The sequence below is a fragment of the Acetatifactor muris genome, assembly GCF_024623325.1.
Lineage (GTDB): Bacteria > Bacillota > Clostridia > Lachnospirales > Lachnospiraceae > Acetatifactor > Acetatifactor muris.
This window is the reverse complement of sequence record NZ_JANJZD010000012.1, coordinates 46,914-68,164: the sequence shown is the minus strand read 5'-3', so window position 1 is coordinate 68,164 and position 21,251 is coordinate 46,914. Positions and strand designations below refer to the sequence as shown.

Here is a 21,251-nt window from a genome sequence, read left to right as displayed (position 1 = left end):
GTTCAAAATAGAGGCAAGCTCTTTTGCCGATCCTGTCCCAAAGGATTATCTTTCTGCATCTCATAAAATTCCCGGCCTGCATAGTCTTCATATTGTAAAAGGTACTGGCTCCTGTCTCCAAACTGGGACTGGGCCATTTCTTCTACATCCACCGAATTTGCATAGGCGGAAATACACAGAAGCAGAATCCCTGTCAGACTTAAGGACAGAGCCGTCACAAAAGCCTTTTTGCGGTTCCGGAAGAAGTTCATCAGCGCCAGCCTTGTTATGCTCAGGCGGCGGTGCAGTTGTCCGGAAATACTGCGTCCCTGATAGCCGGAATAGGCAGTGGTCCGGACGGCTTCAATAGCAGATACTTTTCCTGCCATAGATAAGGGCTTTCTGGTGGCAGCCAGAACCATTCCATAAATCAGAAACAGAATGACCACTGCAGACCGGATATTGTCACGCCAGGACCAGTAACCAGGTACGGCGATCAGCGCCGACAGGACATAAATCTCCATTCCGCTTCCCAGATAAAGATCCACCATTCCAAAATAGCTGGAACTGTAAAAGGTCCGATCCGCCGGTATTCCCATTTCTATGAAGAACCTTTCGATGTCTGCACGAAGTTTTTCCGGCTCCATTACCTGGCTCCCTTCAAAACGGAACCGCAGTTCATAAGGCGCCTGGTGGATGCCTGTGTCCACAGCAATTTCCGGAATCCAGACCGTGAAAATCCGGCTGCTGCTCTCCGATTCCAGAATGCCAGTGACGGTATAGAGCCTCTCACCGCCGCCAAGGTTCAGAGTAACCGTCTGGCCAATTTCTGCCGGAAGGTTAAAATAACCGAAAAAAGAGCGCTCTATACAGATCTCATTTTCTGCCTGGGGATAAGCCCCGGCAATTTTGCCGTATCCCATCAGGTCCATCATCTCCGGGCTTACAAAGCTGACGTTCAAAACGCTGTCCTCATGGCGGACAGAGCCGGCATCGGCTGTATATCCCCATTTTTCAAACCTGCCCGTATCCGCAAGCCCTGTGACCTCTTCTCTGGTCAGCCCCCCGCAGCCGGCCTGATACTGTCCCAGGATATTGTCCAGTGTCTTCTTCTGCTGCGCCGAGTAGATAAAACAGAGGGTTCCCATCAGACAGACTGCAAGGGCAATGGTAAGAATGATAAAAACGCTTCGGCGCCTGTCCGCTTTCATACTGCGGTTTGCCAACTTCTTTTCTACTATACTGGTATCATTTTCAAAAGGCCATGTCATGGTACGCCACCTCCTTCTATTATCGCAAAGCTTCCATCATGGATGACTTGCTTTGCTGCTTTAAGGCCCCTGTTGTAATCAGCACACTACATAAAATAATAACCGCACAATTCAAGATTGTAATACCAAATGGAAATTGATAATTCAAATAGCTCATCAGGCTGTTTTTCAAAAATGAGCAAAGAACATATCCAATTCCTCCGCCAATTATCACAGATAATACAAGTCCCATGCCGACTACGATCAGTCCCTCTTTATGAACCATCACGGATAATTGTTTTTGGGACATTCCCACGGAACGCATGAGAGAAAATTCCCTGCGCCTTACGATAATTCCCGTCAAAGTTGTATTCAACAAATTCATCACGGAAAAACAACCAATTAGGACAATGGCTATTGCAAGGGCTAACTGTGTTCCCTGCAGGAAGTTTTCATTCTGGGCAATGGCAGCAGAAAGTGAATCCACACTCAGCCGCGGGTTATCTGATACAATCTGGTCTATTTCATTTTCTGCCTGCTGTTCCAAAGAATCCTCTACACGAATCACATACTGATATGTCAAATTGCTGTGTGCGATTTTTTGCATGGAATCAACCGGCAATAACAGCATATCTATTTTATCGCCATGATTTCCAATCTTACTTTCGTCAAGGACTGCCGCAATCTCAAATTCCAGGTTCTCCGTATGCTGCCCATCAAAAATCTTCAGCGTTACAGACGAGCCGGCCTCTGGATGAATACCAAAATACTTCTCAAAGTCCCCCGGCCTGCCAATAACCATCTGATTTTCAGATGCCATTTGCCCATAATCTGACAGGTTTCCATTTAAGAGACAGCTTTGCAGCAAAGTCATATCTGCTTTCTCAAATCCTACCATTTCAGCATCTGATTCCAGAGCCTGCAGATCACAGGAAACCGGGAGGTGCTGATCGTCTATGATCTTTTGCACACCTGATAATTGCAAGAGTTCTTTTTCCACTTCCTCCGTAAAGGGACTGGATTCCTGCAAAATCTCCAAAGGATTTTCCATCAGCTCCTGATTCGAGATTCTTAAAACGAACTGTCCTCTTGCAAATCCGGATAAAGACATATCTTCTGCATTGATAGAAGAAAGGACAGAGGATAAACCTAACAGCAGAACGACTGTCAGGACAAGAGAGGCGACTGTCAGTATATTCTTTTTCTTATATCGCAAAACCTGATTCACTGCCAAAGACCCCGGCGTCAGCCTGCGCTGCCTGTGTCTACATTTAGGCCCCTTATTTTGTTCATAGCGGGAAGCCTCTATGGGTGAAACGGCCGCTGCTGTTTTAGCAGGTTTTTTGATGGACATGCGCACAGTGGCATAGGTTAACGCAATAACAACCGGGCATATCCATAGCACATTCCATAATCCAAATCCATATGGAATCAAAAGATAAGCCACTGCAATTCCCGCAATCAGTCCAATCGGAATTGCAGGCAGCATCAGCAAAGTCCCCTCCCTGAGAACAAGCCTTTGAATCTGTTTTGCCGTCATCCCTATTGTGCGGAGCTGTCCATATTCTTTAATTGAGTTGATGATGGAAATATAGAAAATGTTGTATATTACCAAAATACCCGCGATTACGATAACGAGCAGCCCGGCAACAGCCGCCATGACCATCAATGCCGAAGGCCGGCTAAGATTCAAATACGCTTCATTATAAGAAGGAGCCGCTTTACAGCCTGCGTCAGCAGCTATCTGCGATATTAAGTTTTTTACATCCCCAGCGTCCGCATCCAAATTTACGCGAAGCATTACTGCCGGTGAAAAGTGATTCCATCCATCCATTTCTGAGAAGTATTCTTCAGAAACCATAGCCGCATATAAGGAACGGTCAGTGCCTTTGGCCCCTGTTTTCAGGTATCCTGTTATAAGAAAGGATGTTTCCCCAACCTTGTCTGGGTCTGGCAGTCGGATGGTATCTCCAATTTCTGCATTTATCTTCTGCCGGATTAAGTATTCCTGTTCAATCAGGATTTCATTCGCTTTCTCCGGCATTTTCCCCTGGTCAACAGACAGCCCATTTAATGTAAGTGCATCCTTGTTGGAATACGAAATATTAAGGCGGTCATTTCCGGATTTCACACTGCCAATGGAAGCTGTGAATCCGCATAAATCCACACGCGCATCATCAGACAGTTTTTCATATTGTTCTTTTTCTATGCCGGAAATAAGCGCATGATAAGACCCTGTTATGTTATTTCCTCCATTTTGGTTCACTGTAATAATTCCGGAAACCAGAAGCAATACAGACGACATCAAAAATGTTGCCAATGAAATTGCAATAATCGTAAAAATCTTCTTCAAACGCTCTTCCTTTAATTGAGCAGACGCTAATTTTTTAATGACAGCGCTGGTATCATTCTCAAAAGGCCATGTCATAGTCTGCCACCCCCCTATTTCAGTTCCGCACCGGTACACCGGATACCATTTCCGGCAGAGTCATTTCCGGCCGCTAAAGACCTGCGTCCGAAAATGCTCTGGGCATCCGGTGTACCGGTGCTGTTTTCCACAATCCTGCCGTCCTCAATCCTTACGATCCGGTCAGCAAGCCGGGCAATCTCGTTGTTGTGGGTAATCATGACAATGGTCTGGTTAAACTCCATGCCGGTACGCTTTAAAAGTCCCAGTACATCGGCGCTGGTCCTGGAATCCAAATTTCCGGTGGGTTCGTCAGCCAGGATGATAGCCGGCTTAGTAATCAATGCGCGGGCGATGGCGACACGCTGCTGCTGTCCGCCGGAAAGGTTGTTTGGCATATTGTGAAGCTTATCTTCCAACGCCAGCATCCTCACAATCTCGTCCATGAACTTCTCATCCGCCGTGTCGCCGTCCAGCTCCACAGGCAGGACAATATTTTCATAGACATTCAGGATCGGGACAAGGTTATAGTTCTGGAAGATAAAACCGATATTGCGGCGGCGGAAGATAGTCAGCTCCTCATCATTCTTTTTAACCAGTTCATCCCCACGGACAATGACATTGCCGGACGTGGGCGTATCCAGCCCGCCCATCATGTTAAGCAGGGTGGATTTACCGCTGCCGGATGTTCCGACTATCGCCACAAATTCTCCCTGTTCCACAGAGAGGTTGACGCCGTCTAAGGCGCGGGTGATGTTTGGCTCGGCGCCATAATACTTTTTCAGATCGATTGCTTGTAATACATTCATAATCAGATGCTCCTTTTTCTTATCTCTATCCCGTTTTTCAGGACATGCAGATATACCCTTGTGGTGTTCCAGGGCTTTTTGCCTGTCAATAAAAAGCTTTCGCTCTTGGAACTTTCGTTCTTCGGACATTATAAAATCCAAATGTCACAGAAATGTCCGAGGCGGCATAAAAAATGCGGCTGAAATGTTACAAAGCCCGGACATTTCAGCCGAAAACCTGCCACTGACAGCTCTGTCGGCATACTGCTGCAAAAAAATTTACCCAGGACAACCGGGAATGTCCGTCTGCCATGTGTTATCTTATAGGGAGCATAATGGAAAATTCCGAACCCCTGCCCGGCTCTGAAACCACTTTGATATAGCCGCCCTGTCTCGTTACGATCTCGCGGGTCAGATACAGGCCAATACCCACGCCCTGCTGTTCATGTACTTCTTCCTCACGATAGAAGCGCCGGAAAATAGCGGCCTGATTGCTCTCGGAAATACCCTTGCCAGTATCGGCCACTTTGATCTCCACATACATTTCCCACTGTGCCACCGATACAGAGATACTCCCGCCGGCTGGAGTATACTTCACCGCATTGTCCAGCAGATTGAACACGGCTTCCGCCGTCCACTTGCTGTCATGGGAAAGGAGGAGACCCTCCGGGCAGTCCACCGTTACGCAAATATCTTTTTTCTCCGCCGCATATACAATGCCGCTTAAGCCAAAAGCCAGCGTATCGATCAGCGGGGCCTCTTTCTTCTCCAGCCGGATTGCCCCGGTTTCCAACCGGGAGGTCTTCACAAGGGCCTGAAAAAGAAATTCCAGCTTGTCCGTCTGGTTCCGGATGCCCTGCAGAAATTCCCGTCGCTCTTCTTCTGTGACAGACTTTGAAAGCAGCGTATCCGTCACCATTTTCAGATTTGCCACCGGTGTCTTCACCTGATGGGAGACATCCGACACCAGCATCTGCAGCTCCTGCCGTTCCTCATCTGCCTTCCGTCTACTCTCCTGCATGATATCGTACAGACGGGACAGACGGTAGCCGATACGGGCAAAAAGTGTTTCACTGTCCGCAGTATGCATCGGTTCTCCGCTTCCGCTTATCATCTGATCCATTGCCCGGCACAGCTCCCTGGTAAATAAGGAAAGCCGTTTACTGAAAACAACTGTCAGAAGGAACATCCAGGCAAGAGCACAGAGCATCAGCAGCCCGCCGCCGATCAACACCCAGCTCTCGCCTGTCATCCATAAGAGAACGGCACAGACAGCCAGCATGGAAGCCGCCATACCAACCCAGGTCAGCAGGAATATCTTTTTTACAGAGATCCGCCCCAGACTCATTTTCTCTCGCCTCCCATCCACTGATACCCAATCCCGTAAATCGTTTTGATATAAGTATCGCCGTCAGCCTCAATCTTGCCCCGTATCCGGCTGACGGAGGCAGTCAGGGTGTGTTCGTCCACATAGTTTTCATCCGCATCCCACAGTCGTTCCAGAAGCCGCTGCCTGGTCAGGATCTGTTTGGGATTTTTGCAGAACAGGTACAGCATCTTATACTCCATAGGGGTAAGGGTAAGGGATTTACCATTCAGCGAGGCGGACTGCTGCGAAAAGTCCAGAAACAGCCTGCCGTCATCATAGAAATCTTTTGTAAACCCACGGTGTTCCAGCATGGCGAACATTGCCCGTATTTTCCGCAGCAGCGCCCCAATGGAAAAGGGCTTGGTGATATAATCCACCGCCCCCACTTCATACCCCCGGATCTGGTCGCTCTCCTGGTCATTGGCCGTCAGGAAAATCACCAGCGTGTCAGGATTCTCCGGCTTTATGAGCCTGCACAGGTCATAGCCGCTGCCATCCGGCAGGTTGATATCCAGAAGTACCAGGTCATATTCCGTCTGGGTCAGTAACCGGGCCGCTGTGCCTGCATTCAGGGCTGATACGGTATCGTAACCCTCAGAAATCAGGTTGTAGGTCAGCGTTTTATTTAAAAGGGCGTCGTCTTCTACCAGCAAAATCCTTTTCATATCCCACTCCTTTATATTTTTATACCTTATCGGACGATAGTCCGCCAGCCCCGCCAGAGGCATGTGTTATGGAATGCCCGGATGGATGTAGGGAATGGCCGATTATTCACTATAGTTTAGCAGGCAAATGTCCGCGAAATGTTACAACGGGTAGCTTTTGCTGCAAGTGATTGAAAGTTCTTCTCACACTATACCATGATTTCCTTCAGAAATATCATTCCGTCAGGGAACTTAAGGAAATATGGGCATTGCAGGAAAAAAGGGCAACAAAAAAACCCCGCATGAATCGGGGTTCTTCAGAAGCGCAGACCGGATTTGAACCGGTGCATCAGGGTGTTGCAGACGTATGCCGCCAGACCCGCAACGCCGCATCCACACTGGCTTTGTTGCTCCTCTAATCCTCATGACCACCTTAAGTCCACCTTATTGTATGGGGCAGTCAGTTTCTAAACCAAACAGATTATAGCATTACATGGGGCTGAAAGCAATGTTTTTCAGCCTCTTGTGCACGACATACGCATGAATGTCTAACCCCATCCCAATATATATTTCTTACTTTTTTAAATTTTTAGCAGTTCCTCTATAAACTGGGCTGGCGCGAAACTTATGTTAAAGCGCTTTCTTCTTAACGACATTTTTGTTCCCCTTATCTCTAATAATTTTAACATGCTTAAACACCATTTCCTTATGATATTCTGGTTTTGGGCCGCTGTCTTGTCCAGTGTGGTATTGGCATCCTCTTTAAATGTCACATCCAGATGCCAGTGCATGCTTTCCACTGCCCAGTGTCCTCTTACTGCCCGACTGAACAGCTCGATATCTTCCATAAGGCTGCTGATATAATACCCATGTTCCTCTTTCTTTGTCTCTCCCTTTCGGATGGTCTTTTTCTCCATCCCTATGCTTTTCAGCCCTTTCCACTCCTTTTTCCGGTACATCCACCCTATATCTTCTGTTTGATAGTACTCCCTTATCTCTATCTGGCCATGCGCTTTCTCGGTTGTTTTTTTATATCCTTTCCCTTTCTTTAGCTCTGCACATTTCTGCGCCTCTTCAAAATATTCGCGTATATCGGTTTCCAGATTCCCCTGGTTCCCCTTTACCGCCAGTACATAGTCCGCCTTTCTCTTCCGTATTGTCTCCACGATTCCCGTCTGTGTCCCTATTGCATCAATCGTTACAACCTGGCCTTTTATCTCTATGCTTTCCAGCACTTTGGGAATCGCCGTTATCTCATTGCTCTTTTCCTCCACTGCTTTCTGTCCCAGACAGTATCCCTCTTCCCTGCTCCATGCCGATACAATATGGCATGGCCTTGCTCCTTCTCTTTTATTGGAACGCATGGTCTTCCCGTCCACGCAGATAATCTTTTTCAGCTTTTCTCTTTCATTGCTCTCCAGCATCTCCTGCCATTTGCGCTGAAGCTGCTGTAAATTCTCTGGCCGTATCATTCCCATGGCTCGCTGTATGGTGTCATGGGATGGCACGCCGTTTCTTAATTCGATATACTGTTTCAGCCAGTCCTCATTCCACAGGGCAAAATCCGCAATCTGCTCTTCGTTAAAATCTCAGAGTTTTCTAACGATAAGCCCATAGGTGCTTTCTCAGTAAGGAATGGGTATAGAAATTTTTGCTCAACATCACTTTCCGTTACAAGAGAAGAATGCTCACAAAACAATGACATAATATACCTCCAACACTATTGCTGATAGAATTCAAACATCCATTCACTTCTCGTATCATTCATTTCTATCCCAATACTCCTCACCCTCATCAGAAATACTGCTAATCCCAAACAATATTTGCAAGAAATCTTGTTTTTCATTTATGATACGAATGACTCTTACTATATCGTCCTCTATCCTGTAAAAAACATAGTTAGGCTTTACAACCAAGTAGCGGTAATCTGTTGGATATTCTATCAAATCTTCCACGCAGAGGCCCTCTTCCGGAAATATTTCTAATTGCCGAACCGTTGATGTAATGTCTCTGATACAAGCCTTCGCTTTATTCGCCCCGAACTGCTTAGAAACATATGTTTTTATCCCCTGTATATCATCTAATGCTTTAGGCGCATAAATTAGCTTTGGCATATTATAATCCCAGTGCAGCCTCTACTTCATCTGCTGTCAACCAGCCTTTTTCTCTAGCAGACTGCTCTCCTTCCTCTAATTTAGCCAGAAGCTTTATCGTTGCCTTCAGCCTGTCCAATTCATCCACCTCTACAATGGCATAAGCCCCCCTGCCATTGCGGGTAAGATATACTGGCTGATTAGTGCTTACTTCTTTTAACACTTCTGTATAATTTCTTAAATCTGATATTGGTTTTATGTTTGGCATAGTCATCATCTCCTTCTAACCTTTATTATATACAAAACAGCCCAAAATAACAACGCAAATATGCGTGTTAATTTACAGTATTACTCTTCAGTAAAAATTTTCTCCATCGTTTATACAGCGCAAACGCAAGAGCGACATCTTTTACTCCTGGCTCCGGTTTTGCATCCCGCTTTTCTTTTCTAACAATATGTTGTATAATCGCGTCTTCTTCAACCTTTAATCGTATACTTTGCTTCAACTCCCTATCAACACTCAAAAACCACTCTTCAAAGTTCTTCCTTTCCTCCTCATGTTCAAAAATCATTATTGGCATTTCAATTCCACATCTGTTATTACACCGATATTTCCCTTCTGTAAAAAGGCCAAGAAGCTTTCCATTGGTGCTATCCTTTAGGAAATAATAGAAAAATATTCCAAGCTTAACTTTACCTGAGGCATACGCTCATCATCATAAAAATAACTTAACCTGTTGTGCTAATTCTTTGTAGGAATACCCAAAGCGTCCGAAAGCGCAAAGATACCCTATGCCTGAAAAGCAGCGGCTTTGATGCCTTGAGAATCAGAAGACAAGCCGCTTTATCTGAGCAAGCTCGCAGTCCTCGCCAAAGATGCTGTTTAATACCATGCACAAGTTATATGCAAGGATTTTGTTCGCAAGACGTGTGCACAACCCCTGGAAGCTTTTGGCAGGCACACGTTCCGCATTCAGCTGTTCAGTCAGCTGAGAGAATACAGTCTCCACGCGTCTGCGCAACCTGAATATCAGCTGCCGTACAGGCCTGGGCCAGTCCGTCCTGCTGTTGGAGCGCCTGAGCGCCATGAGGCATATCTCCTGTCCTGACATGTCCTCCGCCAGGGCCTCGCCGACATAGCCCTTGTCCCCCCGGCACCACCAGGCCATGCTGCCCATCGATCAGATCCCGCAGCCCCTCCCTGTCGTCTGTGGATGCGGGCGTGACCTCGAATGCGATGACATATCCCTCCAGGGTAACCATGGCATGGACCTTATAGCCGAAGCAGGTCTCCTTTTTGGACGGGCACATCCCATAGTCCGCCCCGATGCCACGGAAAGCGCGGCAGTAGCGGGCCCTTCCGAACTTGCAGACGGCAAGCGGGAAACTGTCCACGATAAAGAACCTGCTGCATGGCATCATGAACGCAGAGGGGAGTTTCTGCCGTAGCAGCTCCGTCGTCTGGAGCAGTGCCCGCCTTGTCCTGTTGAAGCGGCTCCTGCTGTCCGAGAGAGGCGACTCCTCTTATATCAGCAGCTTTGTCTACATAACAGCATCGTTATCAAGACATATCTTCATACGGATACCAGTGGAAAGCATGATTTGGTTGACCAGCTGTAAGACCTATGCCTTCCCACCTATTTACCACCTTATAAAAAGATTTTATCTGATTTTAAACGGTCTGAAACGGTGTTTATGAAAAAAAGAAGATTTTTTGAAAAAACTTAAAAAGGAACGAGAACTTAAGGAAACATGGGCAGCGCAGGGAAAAAGGGCAACAAAAAACCCCGCATGAATCGGGGTTCTTCAGAGGCGCAGACCGGATTTGAACCGGTGCATCAGGGTGTTGCAGACCCACGCCTTACCGCTTGGCTACTGCGCCTTATTCTATATTTATTATATGCTCTGCCTTTGGAAAAATGACTCCAACGGGAATCGAACCCGTGTTACCGCCGTGAAAGGGCGATGTCTTAACCGCTTGACCATGGAGCCGCGTTGTTTTCGCCTTTCCGGCTTCTTTCTGCTGACATGAGATTACCAGCGAACTGATAACCTAACGAAGGATATATTACCATAATTTATCACGTTTGGCAAGAGGAAATTTGATATTTTCTTTTGTTTTTCTTATTTTTACATATCACATCAGTACACCATATTCCTCACAGATTCCTGCCGCATCTCCTTAATAAGCATGCCGTCAAACAGCCCGGCATGCTTTCTGTTCATAATACAAAAACAGTTCCTCTATCCTGTACAGTTCGCTGGCTTTGTTCTTTTCCAGCCATTTCTCCCGATATTTGCAAAGCCATTCTTCTGTATTGCTCACCCGCTCCAGTCCATATCCAGCCAGCTTTGCGGACAGCTCTGCCATAACACAGACGCCCTCCGCCGCCAGAAGCAGCTCCCGGCGATATTCATCATTTCCCCAGCTTTCCCCGCTCAATTCCCCGGAAATCTTAAGATATTCCCTCTGAATTGCCTGCACTTCATCCCCGGAGAGAAATTCCATACCTTCCCCGTTGTTATAGCGATGCAGAAAATAATTCTTACATACCTGAGTCCACTTTATCCGATCCTGTAACGCACTGACCGCCTTCAAGGCCCGGACACCGTCTTCCGCTCCATATAAAAGGCTGTTGACCATTCCATAAAAAGCCTTGTCCGGCTCCGTATCCGCTGCCCAGGATTTCCCTGCCCCCAGCACCATACTGTACATTCCCAGCTCCAGACTGCCTATATTTCCCCAGTCCCCCCAATTGGTATTCAACACTCCCAGGGCGCCACATCTATAACCATTTCCAATCATTTGAGTGATATTCATCTCGGCCCGATCTGTTTTCTCACAGAAACGATTCCAGGAACTGGTTCCGGGACAGACAATCTGGGATTTTCCCGACATTGAGAATTTCTCAACATCTTCCCTGATTCCTTCCGCATCGTCGCCATAATGCCAGTTCAGGAACCAGATATCATCCGGCAGTTCCGCGATTGTCTCGGGATGTTCCGATACAATGTCCGCCCACATCATGACCTTTTTACCTTTTTTCTGCACATAATCGACGATTTTCTTCACAAAATCCACATAGAGCCGTCCCACATCATACCCCTTCTCACCATAGCATTTCAAATCGAAGGTTTCATCACAGCAAATATTGAAATACTCGCTGCTGAAGCAGGGCGCATACTGGTCAATCAGGCTCTTTATCACCTCAAAGCTTTCCGGATTCAAAGGGTCAATCGTATGGTGGTGCATTCTGGCATCCCAGAAATTCGGAAGCCTCTCCTCTCCCTGAAACACCCGCAGATGCTTATACTGTTCCTGTTCCAGCAAATCATGCAGATGCCCGAATGTGGACAGAGAAGGAACAAAATCAATAAAATTTTCCCGACAATATGCATCAATCTCCTGCATCTCAGCCTTTGTCAAATATCCGGCAGACTTCCAAAGCGCCTTCGTCTCCTGAAATTCAAACACATGCTCCACATACAGCTGCAGGGAATTCATCTTGTAATAAGCCATGTTGTCCACCAGCTTTTTGATGGTCTCCACTTTGGGAATCTTGCCTCTGGTCACATCATGATAAAATCCCCGATAAGCAAAATCAGGCCAGTCCCGGATCTGCAGACAGGGAACCTGCTCCTCCCGAAGCAGCTGACGAAGGGTCTGAATTGCATAAAAGGCCCCCGCAGAGCTTTCTGCACTGATTTCTATATACGCCTCACCGATAATAAGTTCATAACCTTCCCCTCCATGGCCTGAAACATGGATCTTCAGCTTTGTACCGGCCGCATCACAAGGCAACTTCTCCAGTGCAGCTGCCAGCCTTCTGTCCATGCCGTCCACATCAGGGCAAATCACTTTCTTCGCCAGGAATCCAGCTCTCACTTCCATATGCTTTACTTTTGGCAGTAAATTCATCGTGCTTCTCCTCCGGTTTACTTTGATTTGCATTTCCGGTAAAATTGTGGTTTCATTAGTTCATTATACTCATTTTACTTTTGATGTCAACATAGTCAAACTACCTATGAAGTAAAAACAGGACAGGGATCTCCCGATTTTAAACGCATTTTCCCATTGTAAACGGCAGGCAAACATACTATAATCTGATATATACACAATTCAGATATTCAGGAGGATGCCGCCATGCCAAATATCAGCTGGGATGCCGCAGATTATAAGGAAAACTTTTCATTTGTCCCTGCCTATGGAGAAGCCGTGATCGATCTGATCACAAAGCAGCCGGAAAGCCGCGTAATAGACCTGGGCTGCGGCAACGGTTCTCTTACCGCCCACATTGCCGAGCGGGGATACATCGTAACGGGAATAGATGACTCGGAAGAAATGCTCCGATTGGCCAGAAAAGAGCATCCTGATTTAAGCTTTCTCCAGGGAAATGCTGTCAGCTTCCATCTGGAGAAAGGGGTGGATGTGATTTTTTCAAACGCTGTATTCCACTGGATCGATGAAAAGAATCAGCAGACAATGCTGTCAAATATCTATCGCAACCTTAACCCGGGCGGAGAGCTGGTCTGCGAATTCGGCGGCTCCGGGTGCGCGGAAGCCGTCCATGAAACACTGGAACAGTGTTTTTCCGAGCGTGGACTTGTATATAGAAGAGTATTCTATTTCCCCACGATCGGTCAGTATGCACCGATGCTTGAGAAGGCCGGCTTCAAGATAGAATATGCTGCGCTCTTTGACAGACCTACACCACAAAATGGATCGGATGGTCTTGCAAACTGGATCCGCATGTTTGTAAAAAAGCCTTTTGAAGGAGTAGAAAAAGAATTAGAAGAAGAAATTATTTCAGATACCGTCTCCAGATTGCGGAACAGGCTTTATCAGAATGACTTTTGGATAGTAGACTATGTGAGAATTCAGTTCAGAGCCGTCAAACAGCAGAACTTATAACAAGACCAATAAACAGGCTTTTACCCTGTATATTATGCAGCTGTCTGTAACGGCAGCTGCTTTTATCTTCACCATGTGTTCTCTCTTTGAGCAAGATGTGCATGCCTTATTTCAATCTAAACTATTTGATTCCAATATTGCCAAGCCATTCCTCTATGGTATCTCTGGAAGTTCCTGCTTCAAACCGCATCCCCTCGGCCCATTCCACAGAATCCGGGCACAGTGCATGAAGATCCACAGCGCTGGAACCAATCCCGCTGCTATGAGACGTGCAGAACGGAACGATAGTCTTTCCGGAAAAATCATAGCTTTCCAAAAACGTACTGATAATTCTGGGAGCCTGCCCGTGCCATATAGGATAACCTATCAGAATTGTATCATACCCATCCATATCCTCCACATTGCCGGCTATAGCCGGGCGCGCGTTGGGATCGTCTTGTTCATGATCTGCACGGCCTCCCGTATAATACGCCAGATCTTCCTCTGTATAAGGTTCCTCCGCTACAATCTCATAAATATCTGCCCCCAGAACCTCCGCCGCATACTCTGCCAAGGACCTTGTGGTTCCGGTGCACGAAAAATATACAACCAACGCTTTCGTATCCATGTCTGCCTGCTGTTCCTTTCCCTGTCCTTCTGTTTCCTGCTCTGTATCCTCTGTCATGTTCTGTTGTTCATCGGATTGTTCCGCCATATCAGCGATATTATCTCCGGTGCTGTCCTGCCCTCCATCTGACTCAGATACAGAATCGGGCTGCTCCCCCTGTCTTTCTGAGGCATCTGTACGGCTGCATGCTGCCAGGGAAAAAATCATAGCAAAAGAAAGCAGAAAACCAACTGTCCTTCTCATCATCCATCCCGCCTTTCTCCCAGTGTCTTCAGTAAATATGCCATATTCTGACCGAGATTTTTCATAGTCTCAATACCTTCCTGATCTTCTATCACTTCTCCCGGCATTCTCCCGTAAGCCATGGGCCAGTAAGAAGAACCGACAATAAACATATCCTGCAACATGAAAAAATGATTCATTGCGTCCAGTGCGTTCAAGGCTCCGCCGCGGCGGGCCGCCGTCACCGCCGCCCCAACTTTATGCCGGAGCAGGTTTTCGCTCCGGTTCATATCTGCCACAACGGATGCCCGCTCCAAAAACGCCTGCATATTTGCGGAGATATTGGCCGTGTAGACCGGAGAACCCAGAAGGATTCCGTCTGCCTGTATCATTTTTTCATAGATTTCCTGAAACAGATCCTTTTTATGGACGCAATTTTTCTTTCCACCGCAGGCCCAGCAAGCCTTACAGGGTTCGATCACCTTACCGGAAAGCTGTACCATCTCTGTTTCGATTCCTTCTTTATGTAATTCCTCAAACACCGTGTTGATAAGAAGGGCCGTATTTCCATCCTTCCTTGCACTGCCGTTAATCGCCAAAACCTTCATATTCCGTATCCTCCACTTTTCATATATTAGAACCTTCTCAATTTGTATTCACAAATCGGGAAGCAACAGTTTCGCTGCTTTAATACCAGTCATGCTTTTCATTTCGATCCAAATCATGAATCCGTTCCATTTCTTCTTCCGTCAGTTCAAAATCAAACAGTTCCGTATTCTCCTTAATATGGTCGGGATTGCTGGAACCTGGTATTACCACCACGCCCTTTTGGAGATTCCAGCGAAGGATGACCTGGGCAGACGATTTGCCGTGCGCCTGGGCGATTTCGGAAATCACCTCATTGCCCAAAAGCTCTGCCGTATACCCTCTGCCCCCCAGGGGATACCAACCCTGGACTACAATGCCCAGACCCTGGATGTATGGGATCACATCATTCTCCTGGTAATAGGGGTGTATCTCGTTCTGCACCAACGCCGGGGTGATGTTTACCTGAGGCAAAAACGTTTCCAGTTCCTCCACATACCAGTTTGACAGACCGATAGAACGAATTTTTCCCTCCTCCACAGCCTTTTCCATGGCAAGGTAAGCGTCCACGTCACCTGCGCCCGGATGATGGAGCAGCATCATGTCAATGTAGGAGATGTCCAGCTTCTCCAGCGCTTCTTCAATGGCTGCTTCCGGATCGGAAAACTGATTGGGATACAGCTTTGTGATCACAAAGATTTCCTCCCTGGGGATACCGGAATTTCTGACCGCCTCTCCCACACTTTCCTCATTATAGTACGCTTGTATTTGTTGTATAGCTTTTCCGTGCGCTGGTTCTCCTGGAAAATAGCGTAATATAGGGCTTTTCCGCCGTCAAGAAAAAAGTTAAAAAACTTTCAAAAAGTGCTTGACGTACCGTCTTTTCAGAGTTACCATACACACACCTTAAGGGAACGGAAACAAAAACGGAAGTAAGAAAGGCGGTAAAAATAAATGAAGAAAATTAAAGTTGAATGGTGCGAAAACTGGATCAAGGCTCAATTTAAAAAACTCCCTTTTGAAAACGGCGGTATCTATACCGGATTGTTTTGGGATAAGGCTGAAAAGTCTGGCTTATGGGTTCGCGGAACCTACGGTTCGCCTATGAGCGAAGCTCTTGAAAAACTAACAAAAGTAGAAACTGTTCACGATAGCGAAGGAAACTTTTTATATAATGTCTTTAAGCTGGTTTAAACTGTTCCCGCCCCGGAGGTTACGAGGGCTTAATGAAAGGGGTAAATTATGAAGCTGAATAAAGAAAAATTCTTAAAAACGGAAGTAGGCGCGGAGCTTGAAAACTGTATAAAGGTATGGGACAGCGCCATTGAAGAACTGCGGAAGGTAACGCCGGGCTGGGGCGATCCGGATGCCGGCCTGGGCTTTTCGTACTGGGATAACACCTGTCGGTGCTGCCAGGCTCAATGGGAAGTATATAAAATGGTTCTCCTGCAGTTCTTCGGTATCGAATACAACTTTACCCGGACGGATGAATACTTCGGGCTTGTAACCGAAGACGAGGAAAACTGGTTATTCAAAATTGAACGGGCGGCGGCGTAGCTGCTGCCCCGGCACTAAACCACCGACGGCCGGTCCAAAGCCCGGCGGGTAGAAGTAAAGCAAGCTCCCCAGCTTGTGGGATGGGTGCTATGTATAAATCAAGGCTTCCCGGCCTGAATGTCGTCTAACAAGTTTTACTGGCTTTTAATGTGAAAACCTTAAAACCGTCCGGGGAAACGGTGCTACTTGTAAACCTCCGCAGGGTCCGCGCCTGGCGCGTGGAAGAAAGGTTAATAGGTGATGTGAAGCCGAGCTATGCAAGCTCTACCCGTCGGGCTATACCGAAGGGCGGCCGGGAAGCCTCTTTTATATAAAATTCGTTGCGACGTCGCAAAAAGGAAGTGTAGGAAATGAAGAAAACAACAGAAGGAATTGAAACAAGGGAACTTAACTTAATCGCCAATAAGGGCGGCTCTGGTTCCGTTGGTTTCAAGCTCTCAGTACCGAAGCCCTGGGCGGCTGCCCTGGGTGTGGATCTGAATAATAGAAGCGTCGTAGCCTCTTTCGATGGCGACAAAATAATCATATCTGGAATTAAAAAATAAGCCCCAACTGCCAAAACGGCAGCGGGGCTTTTCTCGCTTTTCGGGGCTGGGGTTTTACCCCCTTATACCCCCCTCTGGCGCACAATTATACGCCTGTTTCCCGATTTCATCTATTCACTGAAATAGACAAAATACCGGGCTTTCCTTTGTGAAAATGTGACTACTTCTGGCAAAGCCTGTTTACTTCCGCCTGGACGGCGTTGTAATCGTAGCCGGCCGCCTCCAGGGCTTTCTTCCTGGCTGGGTTATTGCCCCACTTGCCTGCCAGTACCTCCTGGGCTACTGCAGAAACGCTTTTCTTTGCAGAAGCTCCGCTTTTCGCTTTCTGGTTTACTGCTGCCTGGACGGCTTCGTAGTTGTAGCCGGCCGCCTCCAGCTTCTGCTTGCGCTCCGGGTTATTCCCCCATCTTCCTGCCAGGACTTCCGTGGCGATCTCGTCTATGCTTTTCTCCGGAGCTTTCTCCGTCGCCTTGCTGGCGTAGTTCGGGCAAATAAAGCCCCGGATATATCTGCCGTTGACCTGCAGGTTCCTGCGTCCTACGACTCCGCCGCTCATGTTGCCCTCCATAACTTTTATCGTGTTTCCGCTTACTGCCTCAACCATGCCGACGTGTTCCGGTGTTCCGGTGCAATCCGTGGTAGCAAAGTTCGCCCCATCGTCCCAGTCGTAAAGAACTTCGTCGCCCGGTGCTGGGATGTATGCGTCGTTTTCCTGCCAAATGCCCATAGCCTTGGCTTTCTCAATCAAATAATAGCAGGAACACTCTACCGGGATAATATCCGTATAGCCTGCCTTGATCGCCGCCGCGCTGGTCGTGGTGGCGCAGTATGCGTCAGTGTAAGTAACCTTGTACCCCCTGGGCAGCGGCTTATCGCCGTTATATGTGTCAATGATCGGGGCGTGGCTTTTGTCGGAACGCTTAAGCCCGATCCAGCCCTGCATAATGCCTACGACCTTCTGTCTTGCCTGTGCCTCTGTCATACCTTCGTTCCCTCCTTCTTTCTGGTAAAGAGCTTCGTACTCCTGGCCATAGCCCGCCCGCTTCTTCTGGACGGCTTCGCTCTGATCCCCCGGTTTCTCAAACTGTAGCAGTACGGCATCGGAAGCCTCCCGGATGCTGGCGGCTGTCTTAAGAACTTTAAGGACTGCCGGGAAGCTCTCGGAAAGCTCCTTGTAAATAAATTCCGCCTGCGTCAAGGTGTCGCCAATGGATACGCCCTTTGCCTGGTGGAAAGCAAGCATAGCCTGTTTCCGGCTCCAAAATGTGCATTGATGTAAGCCGTAGCCTGCACCGTCGTGTACGAAGTCCTTATAGCTTCCATTGTCAACTGCTGCCGTGTAGCTCTCGTCTGTAAAGCCGAGTTTCTTTTCAAAGCTGTTCTGCAGGTTCTTCGGGTTCATCCTGCTCTCTGCGTAAAAGTTGCCGAACAGCCCGAAAATGCCATTGTTACAAAGTCCCTTGCTACTGTAAAAGGCGTAAAGCTCACGCTCTACGCCTCCCCAAATAATGCCCATGGTCTGCCTCCTATTCCTCGGTATCCTCCTGGACCTCGATCCCGACCTCGCCCTCAATGTTTGCCGCATCCGTCAATCCTTCCCCGATAATGTAGGCAATAACGGAAGCACCGGCCATAATAAGTGCCGTTACCTGCGTCGCCGTGTTCTCGGCTCCGCCCGTTGCCAGGATCATCATGGAAACGAAGGAAGCGACCGCCGTCCAAAGTTTCCGGCTTGTAAGTTTCTTTACCCAGTTAATCTGTTTCATGGTGTTGTCCTCCTTTAAGGTTTATTTTTTTTGCGCCGGGGTTTCCCAACCTTCCGGCGCGGTTGCCCTGTTACATCCCGATCTGCTTGAAAACAAAGCCGATAACAATGCCGACAATGGCGGTTGCTATGTAGCCTACAATCTTCCGCCACATCTCGCCGTCCTTTGCTTCAAGCTCCCGGAGCTGTTTTCCCTGCTGCTCCTGCTCCTTCGCCATGCTCTCAATGCTTACGGCCAGCTTTTCAACGGAAGCGGTAAGCGTTCCAATCTGGCGCACGGTTTCCTCCAGCTCGTCGATCCGCTTGTTCTGCCGCTTGTTTTCCTCGTCCTGCCGTTTTGCAAATTCCTGATGCTCTGCCCTGGTGATGGGTGTGTCCATGCTTTTGCCCTCCCTTCTTGCAATAAAATAAGCCCCTTCCACGGCGCGTCCTGCGCCGTTTCCTGGGCCTTTTGCCTTTTAGTGTAGAAATATTAGTCTAAGCCGATTCCCGCCCGGATTTCCGCCGCCTGGTTAATCCTGGCAATACACGGAAGGCCGTCCGCTTCTTCTGCGCTTATGTGTTGCATAAGAAGCAAGAAAAGCTCGTCAATAACGCCGCTCTGGATTCTTATAATGGCGTTCTGCTGCTCTACTATCTCCAGCGGGCCGCTGCTCCTATTCTCCATATTCCTCCCCCGTGATCTCCTGGTAATCGGCTTCGGTGATGGTTCCCTTCTCTACCCGTTCCCCGATCTGTTCCCTGGTGACTCTGCCTGCTGCATAAAGCCTCTTAAGGCTGTTTACTAAAATCGAAGCCATTATAAAAGCCCTCCTTCCATAAGCTGCATCGTGTACTCGTCAATAGCTGCGCTCACTGCCTCGTCCGTCCGGATTTCCTCTATGCTCTTAAGCATCTCGTACTCTCCGACGCTGATCTCCCGGCTCTCGCATACGAAGTCCGTATAGGCTGCCGCCTGCTCCGTGGCTTCGTGTTCCTCCTGCTGAATGTTCCGGCGCTGGATGAAAGTATCAGGCGCCACAAGCTGCAATTCTGCCGGCCGGCTTGCGCTTCGTTCCTGTGTCCACTGCTTCATTTCTGTTTGCCCTCCTTGTCAATTTTGAAATAATTTTCTTAAGCTGTCTTACTTTTATGTAAGGCTTTATATAGTCCTGGTATGCGTCGTAAGTGTCCGTACAACTGAACCAGCCCATATAGCTTAACATTGCCTCTAAGTGTTTCTTAAAATATCCCCTCCCGGCTTCCTTTGCTGCGTGTAGCTTGCTGGCCAGCCTGGTGGCTGAAAGCATAATAGCTTTCCGCATCGTTGTCCGGTTGCGGAAGAAAAGGAAGCCCATAAAATCAATAACGCGCCCTACGACCTTCCCGTTCTTCTTCTGGTAGTTGAACTTAAAGACCTGGTAGTTTCGCTTCAGCTTCAGCCGGAACCTCCGCCCTATGAATTTCTTAATTTCTACTATTGCCTGGTGCAACTTCTTTTTGTTGTCGTGTCCTAAAACAATATCATCCATATAGCGGATAAGGTTCGGTATTCCCAGCTTGTCCGTTATGAAGTGATCCAGCGGCTCCAACAAATAATTTGCCAGCCACTGGGAAATGTAGAAGCCCAGCGGTATTCCCTTCTTAAAGCCTTGTAAGCAAAGCTCCACAATGTATAGAAAAAGCTCGTCTTTTATTCTTATGCGAAGCTCCCGCATAAGAATGTCCAGCCGTATGCTGTCGTAAAAATGGCGGATGTCAATCTTCGCAAAATTCCGGATATTCTTTCCGCCCTGGATAATTTTTAAAAGCCGTTTCTTGCCGTAATGTGCGCCCCGCTTCGGGAAGCTGCCGCAGGAATATGGGTAAGCCGTGGCTGTTATAATCGGCTCCAAAATAAGGACGATTATATGGTGCAGCCATTGCTCGTGTATCTCCGGCATAAATATCTTCCGGGTTTTGCCCTTTTCCCTTATGATTTTCGGCTTGCGCTTTTTCGGCTTATATGCCAGCTCCGGGTGTTCCACCGGAACGTCTGGCGGCTTCGTATTCTCTATCATGCGCCGCATGGCGGCGACTTCGTTATCAAGATCGGCGTCTATCTTCTGTATCTCTATTCGCTTCGTTTTGCCCTTCCGCAGCTTCTTGTATGCTTTTCTTATTATGTTTTCGTCAAGCATACGGCGATACAAATATTTGTACTGTTTAACGCCTCTTTCCGTTGCGGCTTTTTCTACTTTCTGCCACAGCTCCTTCTTCCGCATAAACAATACTCCTATAAGAATATTTTTTCTTCTATCCTCTACGCACGGCAGGTGCGACCGCTTTACCGTGCGCCCTGTATCAAGTTAATTTACCACTTACCCTTCCAATAATGGCGGTTAAGGCGTATTTCAACGCCCAGGGGTGTAGGAATAAGGGCGGCTTTAAGTTAATGAACCGTATGAATAGAAAAAAGGCGGCGCCGATGTTCCAGTTCGCATTCGTGACACTGTTGTTCCAATTCCGCGCCCGTGGTCCGCAATTAAGCCCATTGTTGCAATTACCGA

At 47.8% G+C, this 21,251-nt stretch carries 23 protein-coding genes, 2 tRNA genes and 2 pseudogenes; 4 read left to right on the top strand and 23 right to left on the bottom strand.

All coding sequences use genetic code 11. The features are described from left to right. Positions 1-2 precede the first annotated feature (2 nt). The 13 genes and pseudogenes from NSB25_RS13090 to NSB25_RS13030 all read right to left on the bottom strand — a co-directional run bounded on the left by NSB25_RS13090 (position 3) and on the right by NSB25_RS13030 (position 12,449). A complete protein-coding gene (locus NSB25_RS13090) occupies positions 3-1,250 on the bottom strand; it encodes an ABC transporter permease (protein ID WP_242982433.1) in 1,248 nt (415 codons plus the stop codon). A 19-nt stretch (positions 1,251-1,269) separates the two neighbouring features. Continuing rightward, positions 1,270-3,582 (bottom strand): ABC transporter permease, encoded by a 2,313-nt coding sequence (locus tag NSB25_RS13085; RefSeq protein ID WP_242982434.1) that lies wholly within the window; start codon positions 3,580-3,582, stop codon positions 1,270-1,272. Positions 3,583-3,782: 200 nt separating this feature from the next. Then, positions 3,783-4,445: pseudogene (locus NSB25_RS13080) on the bottom strand (ABC transporter ATP-binding protein); the annotation flags it as partial. Between the two features lie 295 nt (positions 4,446-4,740). Then, positions 4,741-5,772, bottom strand: coding sequence for a HAMP domain-containing sensor histidine kinase (locus NSB25_RS13075; protein WP_103240091.1), 1,032 nt, complete (start codon positions 5,770-5,772; stop codon positions 4,741-4,743). Beyond that, positions 5,769-6,458, bottom strand: coding sequence for a response regulator transcription factor (locus NSB25_RS13070; RefSeq protein WP_103240162.1), 690 nt, complete (start codon positions 6,456-6,458; stop codon positions 5,769-5,771). The genes NSB25_RS13075 and NSB25_RS13070 overlap by 4 nt, the downstream gene beginning before the upstream one ends. A 560-nt stretch (positions 6,459-7,018) precedes the next feature. Then, a complete protein-coding gene (locus tag NSB25_RS13065; protein WP_146040050.1) occupies positions 7,019-8,008 on the bottom strand; it encodes an ISAs1 family transposase in 990 nt (329 codons plus the stop codon). A 189-nt stretch (positions 8,009-8,197) separates the two neighbouring features. Then, positions 8,198-8,551, bottom strand: coding sequence for a type II toxin-antitoxin system RelE/ParE family toxin (locus tag NSB25_RS13060; RefSeq protein ID WP_103240093.1), 354 nt, complete (start codon positions 8,549-8,551; stop codon positions 8,198-8,200). 1 nt (position 8,552) lies between these two features. Next, a complete protein-coding gene (locus NSB25_RS13055) occupies positions 8,553-8,798 on the bottom strand; it encodes a type II toxin-antitoxin system prevent-host-death family antitoxin (RefSeq protein WP_103240094.1) in 246 nt (81 codons plus the stop codon). 67 nt (positions 8,799-8,865) lie between these two features. Next, positions 8,866-9,111 carry a hypothetical protein gene (locus NSB25_RS13050; RefSeq protein ID WP_103240095.1) on the bottom strand — a complete coding sequence of 82 codons (246 nt, stop codon included), beginning with the start codon at positions 9,109-9,111 and terminating at the stop codon, positions 8,866-8,868. Between the two features lie 246 nt (positions 9,112-9,357). Further along, positions 9,358-10,033 (bottom strand): annotated as a pseudogene (locus tag NSB25_RS13045) (IS982 family transposase); the annotation flags it as partial. Between the two features lie 307 nt (positions 10,034-10,340). Then, a tRNA-Cys gene (locus NSB25_RS13040) sits at positions 10,341-10,412 on the bottom strand. A gap of 38 nt (positions 10,413-10,450) precedes the next feature. Beyond that, positions 10,451-10,522 (bottom strand) — tRNA-Glu (locus NSB25_RS13035). Between the two features lie 205 nt (positions 10,523-10,727). Beyond that, a complete protein-coding gene (locus tag NSB25_RS13030) occupies positions 10,728-12,449 on the bottom strand; it encodes a family 20 glycosylhydrolase (RefSeq protein ID WP_172455125.1) in 1,722 nt (573 codons plus the stop codon). Positions 12,450-12,674: 225 nt separating this feature from the next. Between NSB25_RS13030 and NSB25_RS13025 the strand changes: the two genes are divergently transcribed. Next, positions 12,675-13,442, top strand: coding sequence for a class I SAM-dependent methyltransferase (locus tag NSB25_RS13025; protein ID WP_103240097.1), 768 nt, complete (start codon positions 12,675-12,677; stop codon positions 13,440-13,442). 121 nt (positions 13,443-13,563) lie between these two features. Here NSB25_RS13025 and NSB25_RS13020 read toward each other — a convergent pair whose 3' ends face one another. The 3 genes from NSB25_RS13020 to NSB25_RS13010 form a co-directional block, all read right to left on the bottom strand. After that, positions 13,564-14,295: a flavodoxin gene (locus NSB25_RS13020; protein WP_242982436.1), complete on the bottom strand. Its 732-nt coding sequence runs from the start codon at positions 14,293-14,295 to the stop codon at positions 13,564-13,566. After that, complete coding sequence (locus NSB25_RS13015; protein ID WP_103240098.1) at positions 14,292-14,879, bottom strand: flavodoxin family protein; 588 nt, start codon at positions 14,877-14,879, stop codon at positions 14,292-14,294. Before NSB25_RS13015 ends, NSB25_RS13020 begins: the two co-directional genes overlap by 4 nt. A 79-nt stretch (positions 14,880-14,958) precedes the next feature. Continuing rightward, on the bottom strand, positions 14,959-15,624 hold the full coding sequence (locus tag NSB25_RS13010) for an aldo/keto reductase (protein WP_257479262.1): 666 nt from the start codon (positions 15,622-15,624) through the stop codon (positions 14,959-14,961). Between the two features lie 186 nt (positions 15,625-15,810). Here NSB25_RS13010 and NSB25_RS13005 point away from each other — a divergent pair, with 186 nt between their 5' ends. From NSB25_RS13005 to NSB25_RS12995, 3 genes are all read left to right on the top strand, one after another. Continuing rightward, the gene (locus tag NSB25_RS13005; protein WP_103240100.1) at positions 15,811-16,050 is read left to right on the top strand and encodes a hypothetical protein; all 240 of its coding nucleotides are present in this window, start codon (positions 15,811-15,813) and stop codon (positions 16,048-16,050) included. A 48-nt stretch (positions 16,051-16,098) separates the two neighbouring features. Next, complete coding sequence (locus NSB25_RS13000) at positions 16,099-16,413, top strand: hypothetical protein (protein ID WP_103240101.1); 315 nt, start codon at positions 16,099-16,101, stop codon at positions 16,411-16,413. 350 nt (positions 16,414-16,763) lie between these two features. Beyond that, positions 16,764-16,958, top strand: a complete 195-nt coding sequence (locus NSB25_RS12995) for a PemI (protein ID WP_103240102.1) — start codon at positions 16,764-16,766, stop codon at positions 16,956-16,958. A gap of 160 nt (positions 16,959-17,118) precedes the next feature. Here NSB25_RS12995 and NSB25_RS12990 read toward each other — a convergent pair whose 3' ends face one another. From NSB25_RS12990 to NSB25_RS30030, 7 genes are all read right to left on the bottom strand, one after another. Beyond that, complete coding sequence (locus tag NSB25_RS12990) at positions 17,119-18,474, bottom strand: phage tail tip lysozyme (protein WP_120398199.1); 1,356 nt, start codon at positions 18,472-18,474, stop codon at positions 17,119-17,121. Between the two features lie 10 nt (positions 18,475-18,484). After that, positions 18,485-18,724 carry a hypothetical protein gene (locus NSB25_RS12985; RefSeq protein WP_103240103.1) on the bottom strand — a complete coding sequence of 80 codons (240 nt, stop codon included), beginning with the start codon at positions 18,722-18,724 and terminating at the stop codon, positions 18,485-18,487. A 70-nt stretch (positions 18,725-18,794) separates the two neighbouring features. Continuing rightward, a complete protein-coding gene (locus NSB25_RS12980; RefSeq protein WP_103240165.1) occupies positions 18,795-19,103 on the bottom strand; it encodes a hypothetical protein in 309 nt (102 codons plus the stop codon). A gap of 92 nt (positions 19,104-19,195) precedes the next feature. Further along, the gene (locus tag NSB25_RS12975; RefSeq protein ID WP_103240104.1) at positions 19,196-19,390 is read right to left on the bottom strand and encodes a hypothetical protein; all 195 of its coding nucleotides are present in this window, start codon (positions 19,388-19,390) and stop codon (positions 19,196-19,198) included. Beyond that, complete coding sequence (locus NSB25_RS12970) at positions 19,380-19,523, bottom strand: XkdX family protein (RefSeq protein ID WP_103240105.1); 144 nt, start codon at positions 19,521-19,523, stop codon at positions 19,380-19,382. Before NSB25_RS12970 ends, NSB25_RS12975 begins: the two co-directional genes overlap by 11 nt. Beyond that, entirely contained in the window at positions 19,523-19,798 is a 276-nt protein-coding gene (locus tag NSB25_RS12965) for a hypothetical protein (protein WP_146040051.1), read from the bottom strand. The genes NSB25_RS12970 and NSB25_RS12965 overlap by 1 nt, the downstream gene beginning before the upstream one ends. Continuing rightward, on the bottom strand, positions 19,734-20,966 hold the full coding sequence (locus NSB25_RS30030; protein ID WP_103240107.1) for an RNA-directed DNA polymerase: 1,233 nt from the start codon (positions 20,964-20,966) through the stop codon (positions 19,734-19,736). The genes NSB25_RS12965 and NSB25_RS30030 overlap by 65 nt, the downstream gene beginning before the upstream one ends. Positions 20,967-21,251 lie beyond the last annotated feature (285 nt).

What these genes read in the sequence shown, in the direction of transcription:
- NSB25_RS13090 (WP_242982433.1), bottom strand. Translation starts at nt 1,250, where the DNA reads ATGACATGGCCTTTTGAAAATGATACCAGTATAGTAGAAAAGAAGTTG.
- NSB25_RS13075 (WP_103240091.1), bottom strand. Translation starts at nt 5,772, where the DNA reads ATGAGTCTGGGGCGGATCTCTGTAAAAAAGATATTCCTGCTGACCTGG.
- NSB25_RS13070 (WP_103240162.1), bottom strand. Translation starts at nt 6,458, where the DNA reads ATGAAAAGGATTTTGCTGGTAGAAGACGACGCCCTTTTAAATAAAACG.
- NSB25_RS13060 (WP_103240093.1), bottom strand. Translation starts at nt 8,551, where the DNA reads ATGCCAAAGCTAATTTATGCGCCTAAAGCATTAGATGATATACAGGGG.
- NSB25_RS13055 (WP_103240094.1), bottom strand. Translation starts at nt 8,798, where the DNA reads ATGCCAAACATAAAACCAATATCAGATTTAAGAAATTATACAGAAGTG.
- NSB25_RS13050 (WP_103240095.1), bottom strand. Translation starts at nt 9,111, where the DNA reads ATGCCAATAATGATTTTTGAACATGAGGAGGAAAGGAAGAACTTTGAA.
- NSB25_RS13030 (WP_172455125.1), bottom strand. Translation starts at nt 12,449, where the DNA reads ATGAATTTACTGCCAAAAGTAAAGCATATGGAAGTGAGAGCTGGATTC.
- NSB25_RS13025 (WP_103240097.1), top strand. Translation starts at nt 12,675, where the DNA reads ATGCCAAATATCAGCTGGGATGCCGCAGATTATAAGGAAAACTTTTCA.
- NSB25_RS13020 (WP_242982436.1), bottom strand. Translation starts at nt 14,295, where the DNA reads ATGATGAGAAGGACAGTTGGTTTTCTGCTTTCTTTTGCTATGATTTTT.
- NSB25_RS13015 (WP_103240098.1), bottom strand. Translation starts at nt 14,879, where the DNA reads ATGAAGGTTTTGGCGATTAACGGCAGTGCAAGGAAGGATGGAAATACG.
- NSB25_RS13005 (WP_103240100.1), top strand. Translation starts at nt 15,811, where the DNA reads ATGAAGAAAATTAAAGTTGAATGGTGCGAAAACTGGATCAAGGCTCAA.
- NSB25_RS13000 (WP_103240101.1), top strand. Translation starts at nt 16,099, where the DNA reads ATGAAGCTGAATAAAGAAAAATTCTTAAAAACGGAAGTAGGCGCGGAG.
- NSB25_RS12995 (WP_103240102.1), top strand. Translation starts at nt 16,764, where the DNA reads ATGAAGAAAACAACAGAAGGAATTGAAACAAGGGAACTTAACTTAATC.
- NSB25_RS12990 (WP_120398199.1), bottom strand. Translation starts at nt 18,474, where the DNA reads ATGGGCATTATTTGGGGAGGCGTAGAGCGTGAGCTTTACGCCTTTTAC.
- NSB25_RS12985 (WP_103240103.1), bottom strand. Translation starts at nt 18,724, where the DNA reads ATGAAACAGATTAACTGGGTAAAGAAACTTACAAGCCGGAAACTTTGG.
- NSB25_RS12980 (WP_103240165.1), bottom strand. Translation starts at nt 19,103, where the DNA reads ATGGACACACCCATCACCAGGGCAGAGCATCAGGAATTTGCAAAACGG.
- NSB25_RS12975 (WP_103240104.1), bottom strand. Translation starts at nt 19,390, where the DNA reads ATGGAGAATAGGAGCAGCGGCCCGCTGGAGATAGTAGAGCAGCAGAAC.
- NSB25_RS12970 (WP_103240105.1), bottom strand. Translation starts at nt 19,523, where the DNA reads ATGGCTTCGATTTTAGTAAACAGCCTTAAGAGGCTTTATGCAGCAGGC.
- NSB25_RS12965 (WP_146040051.1), bottom strand. Translation starts at nt 19,798, where the DNA reads ATGAAGCAGTGGACACAGGAACGAAGCGCAAGCCGGCCGGCAGAATTG.
- NSB25_RS30030 (WP_103240107.1), bottom strand. Translation starts at nt 20,966, where the DNA reads ATGCGGAAGAAGGAGCTGTGGCAGAAAGTAGAAAAAGCCGCAACGGAA.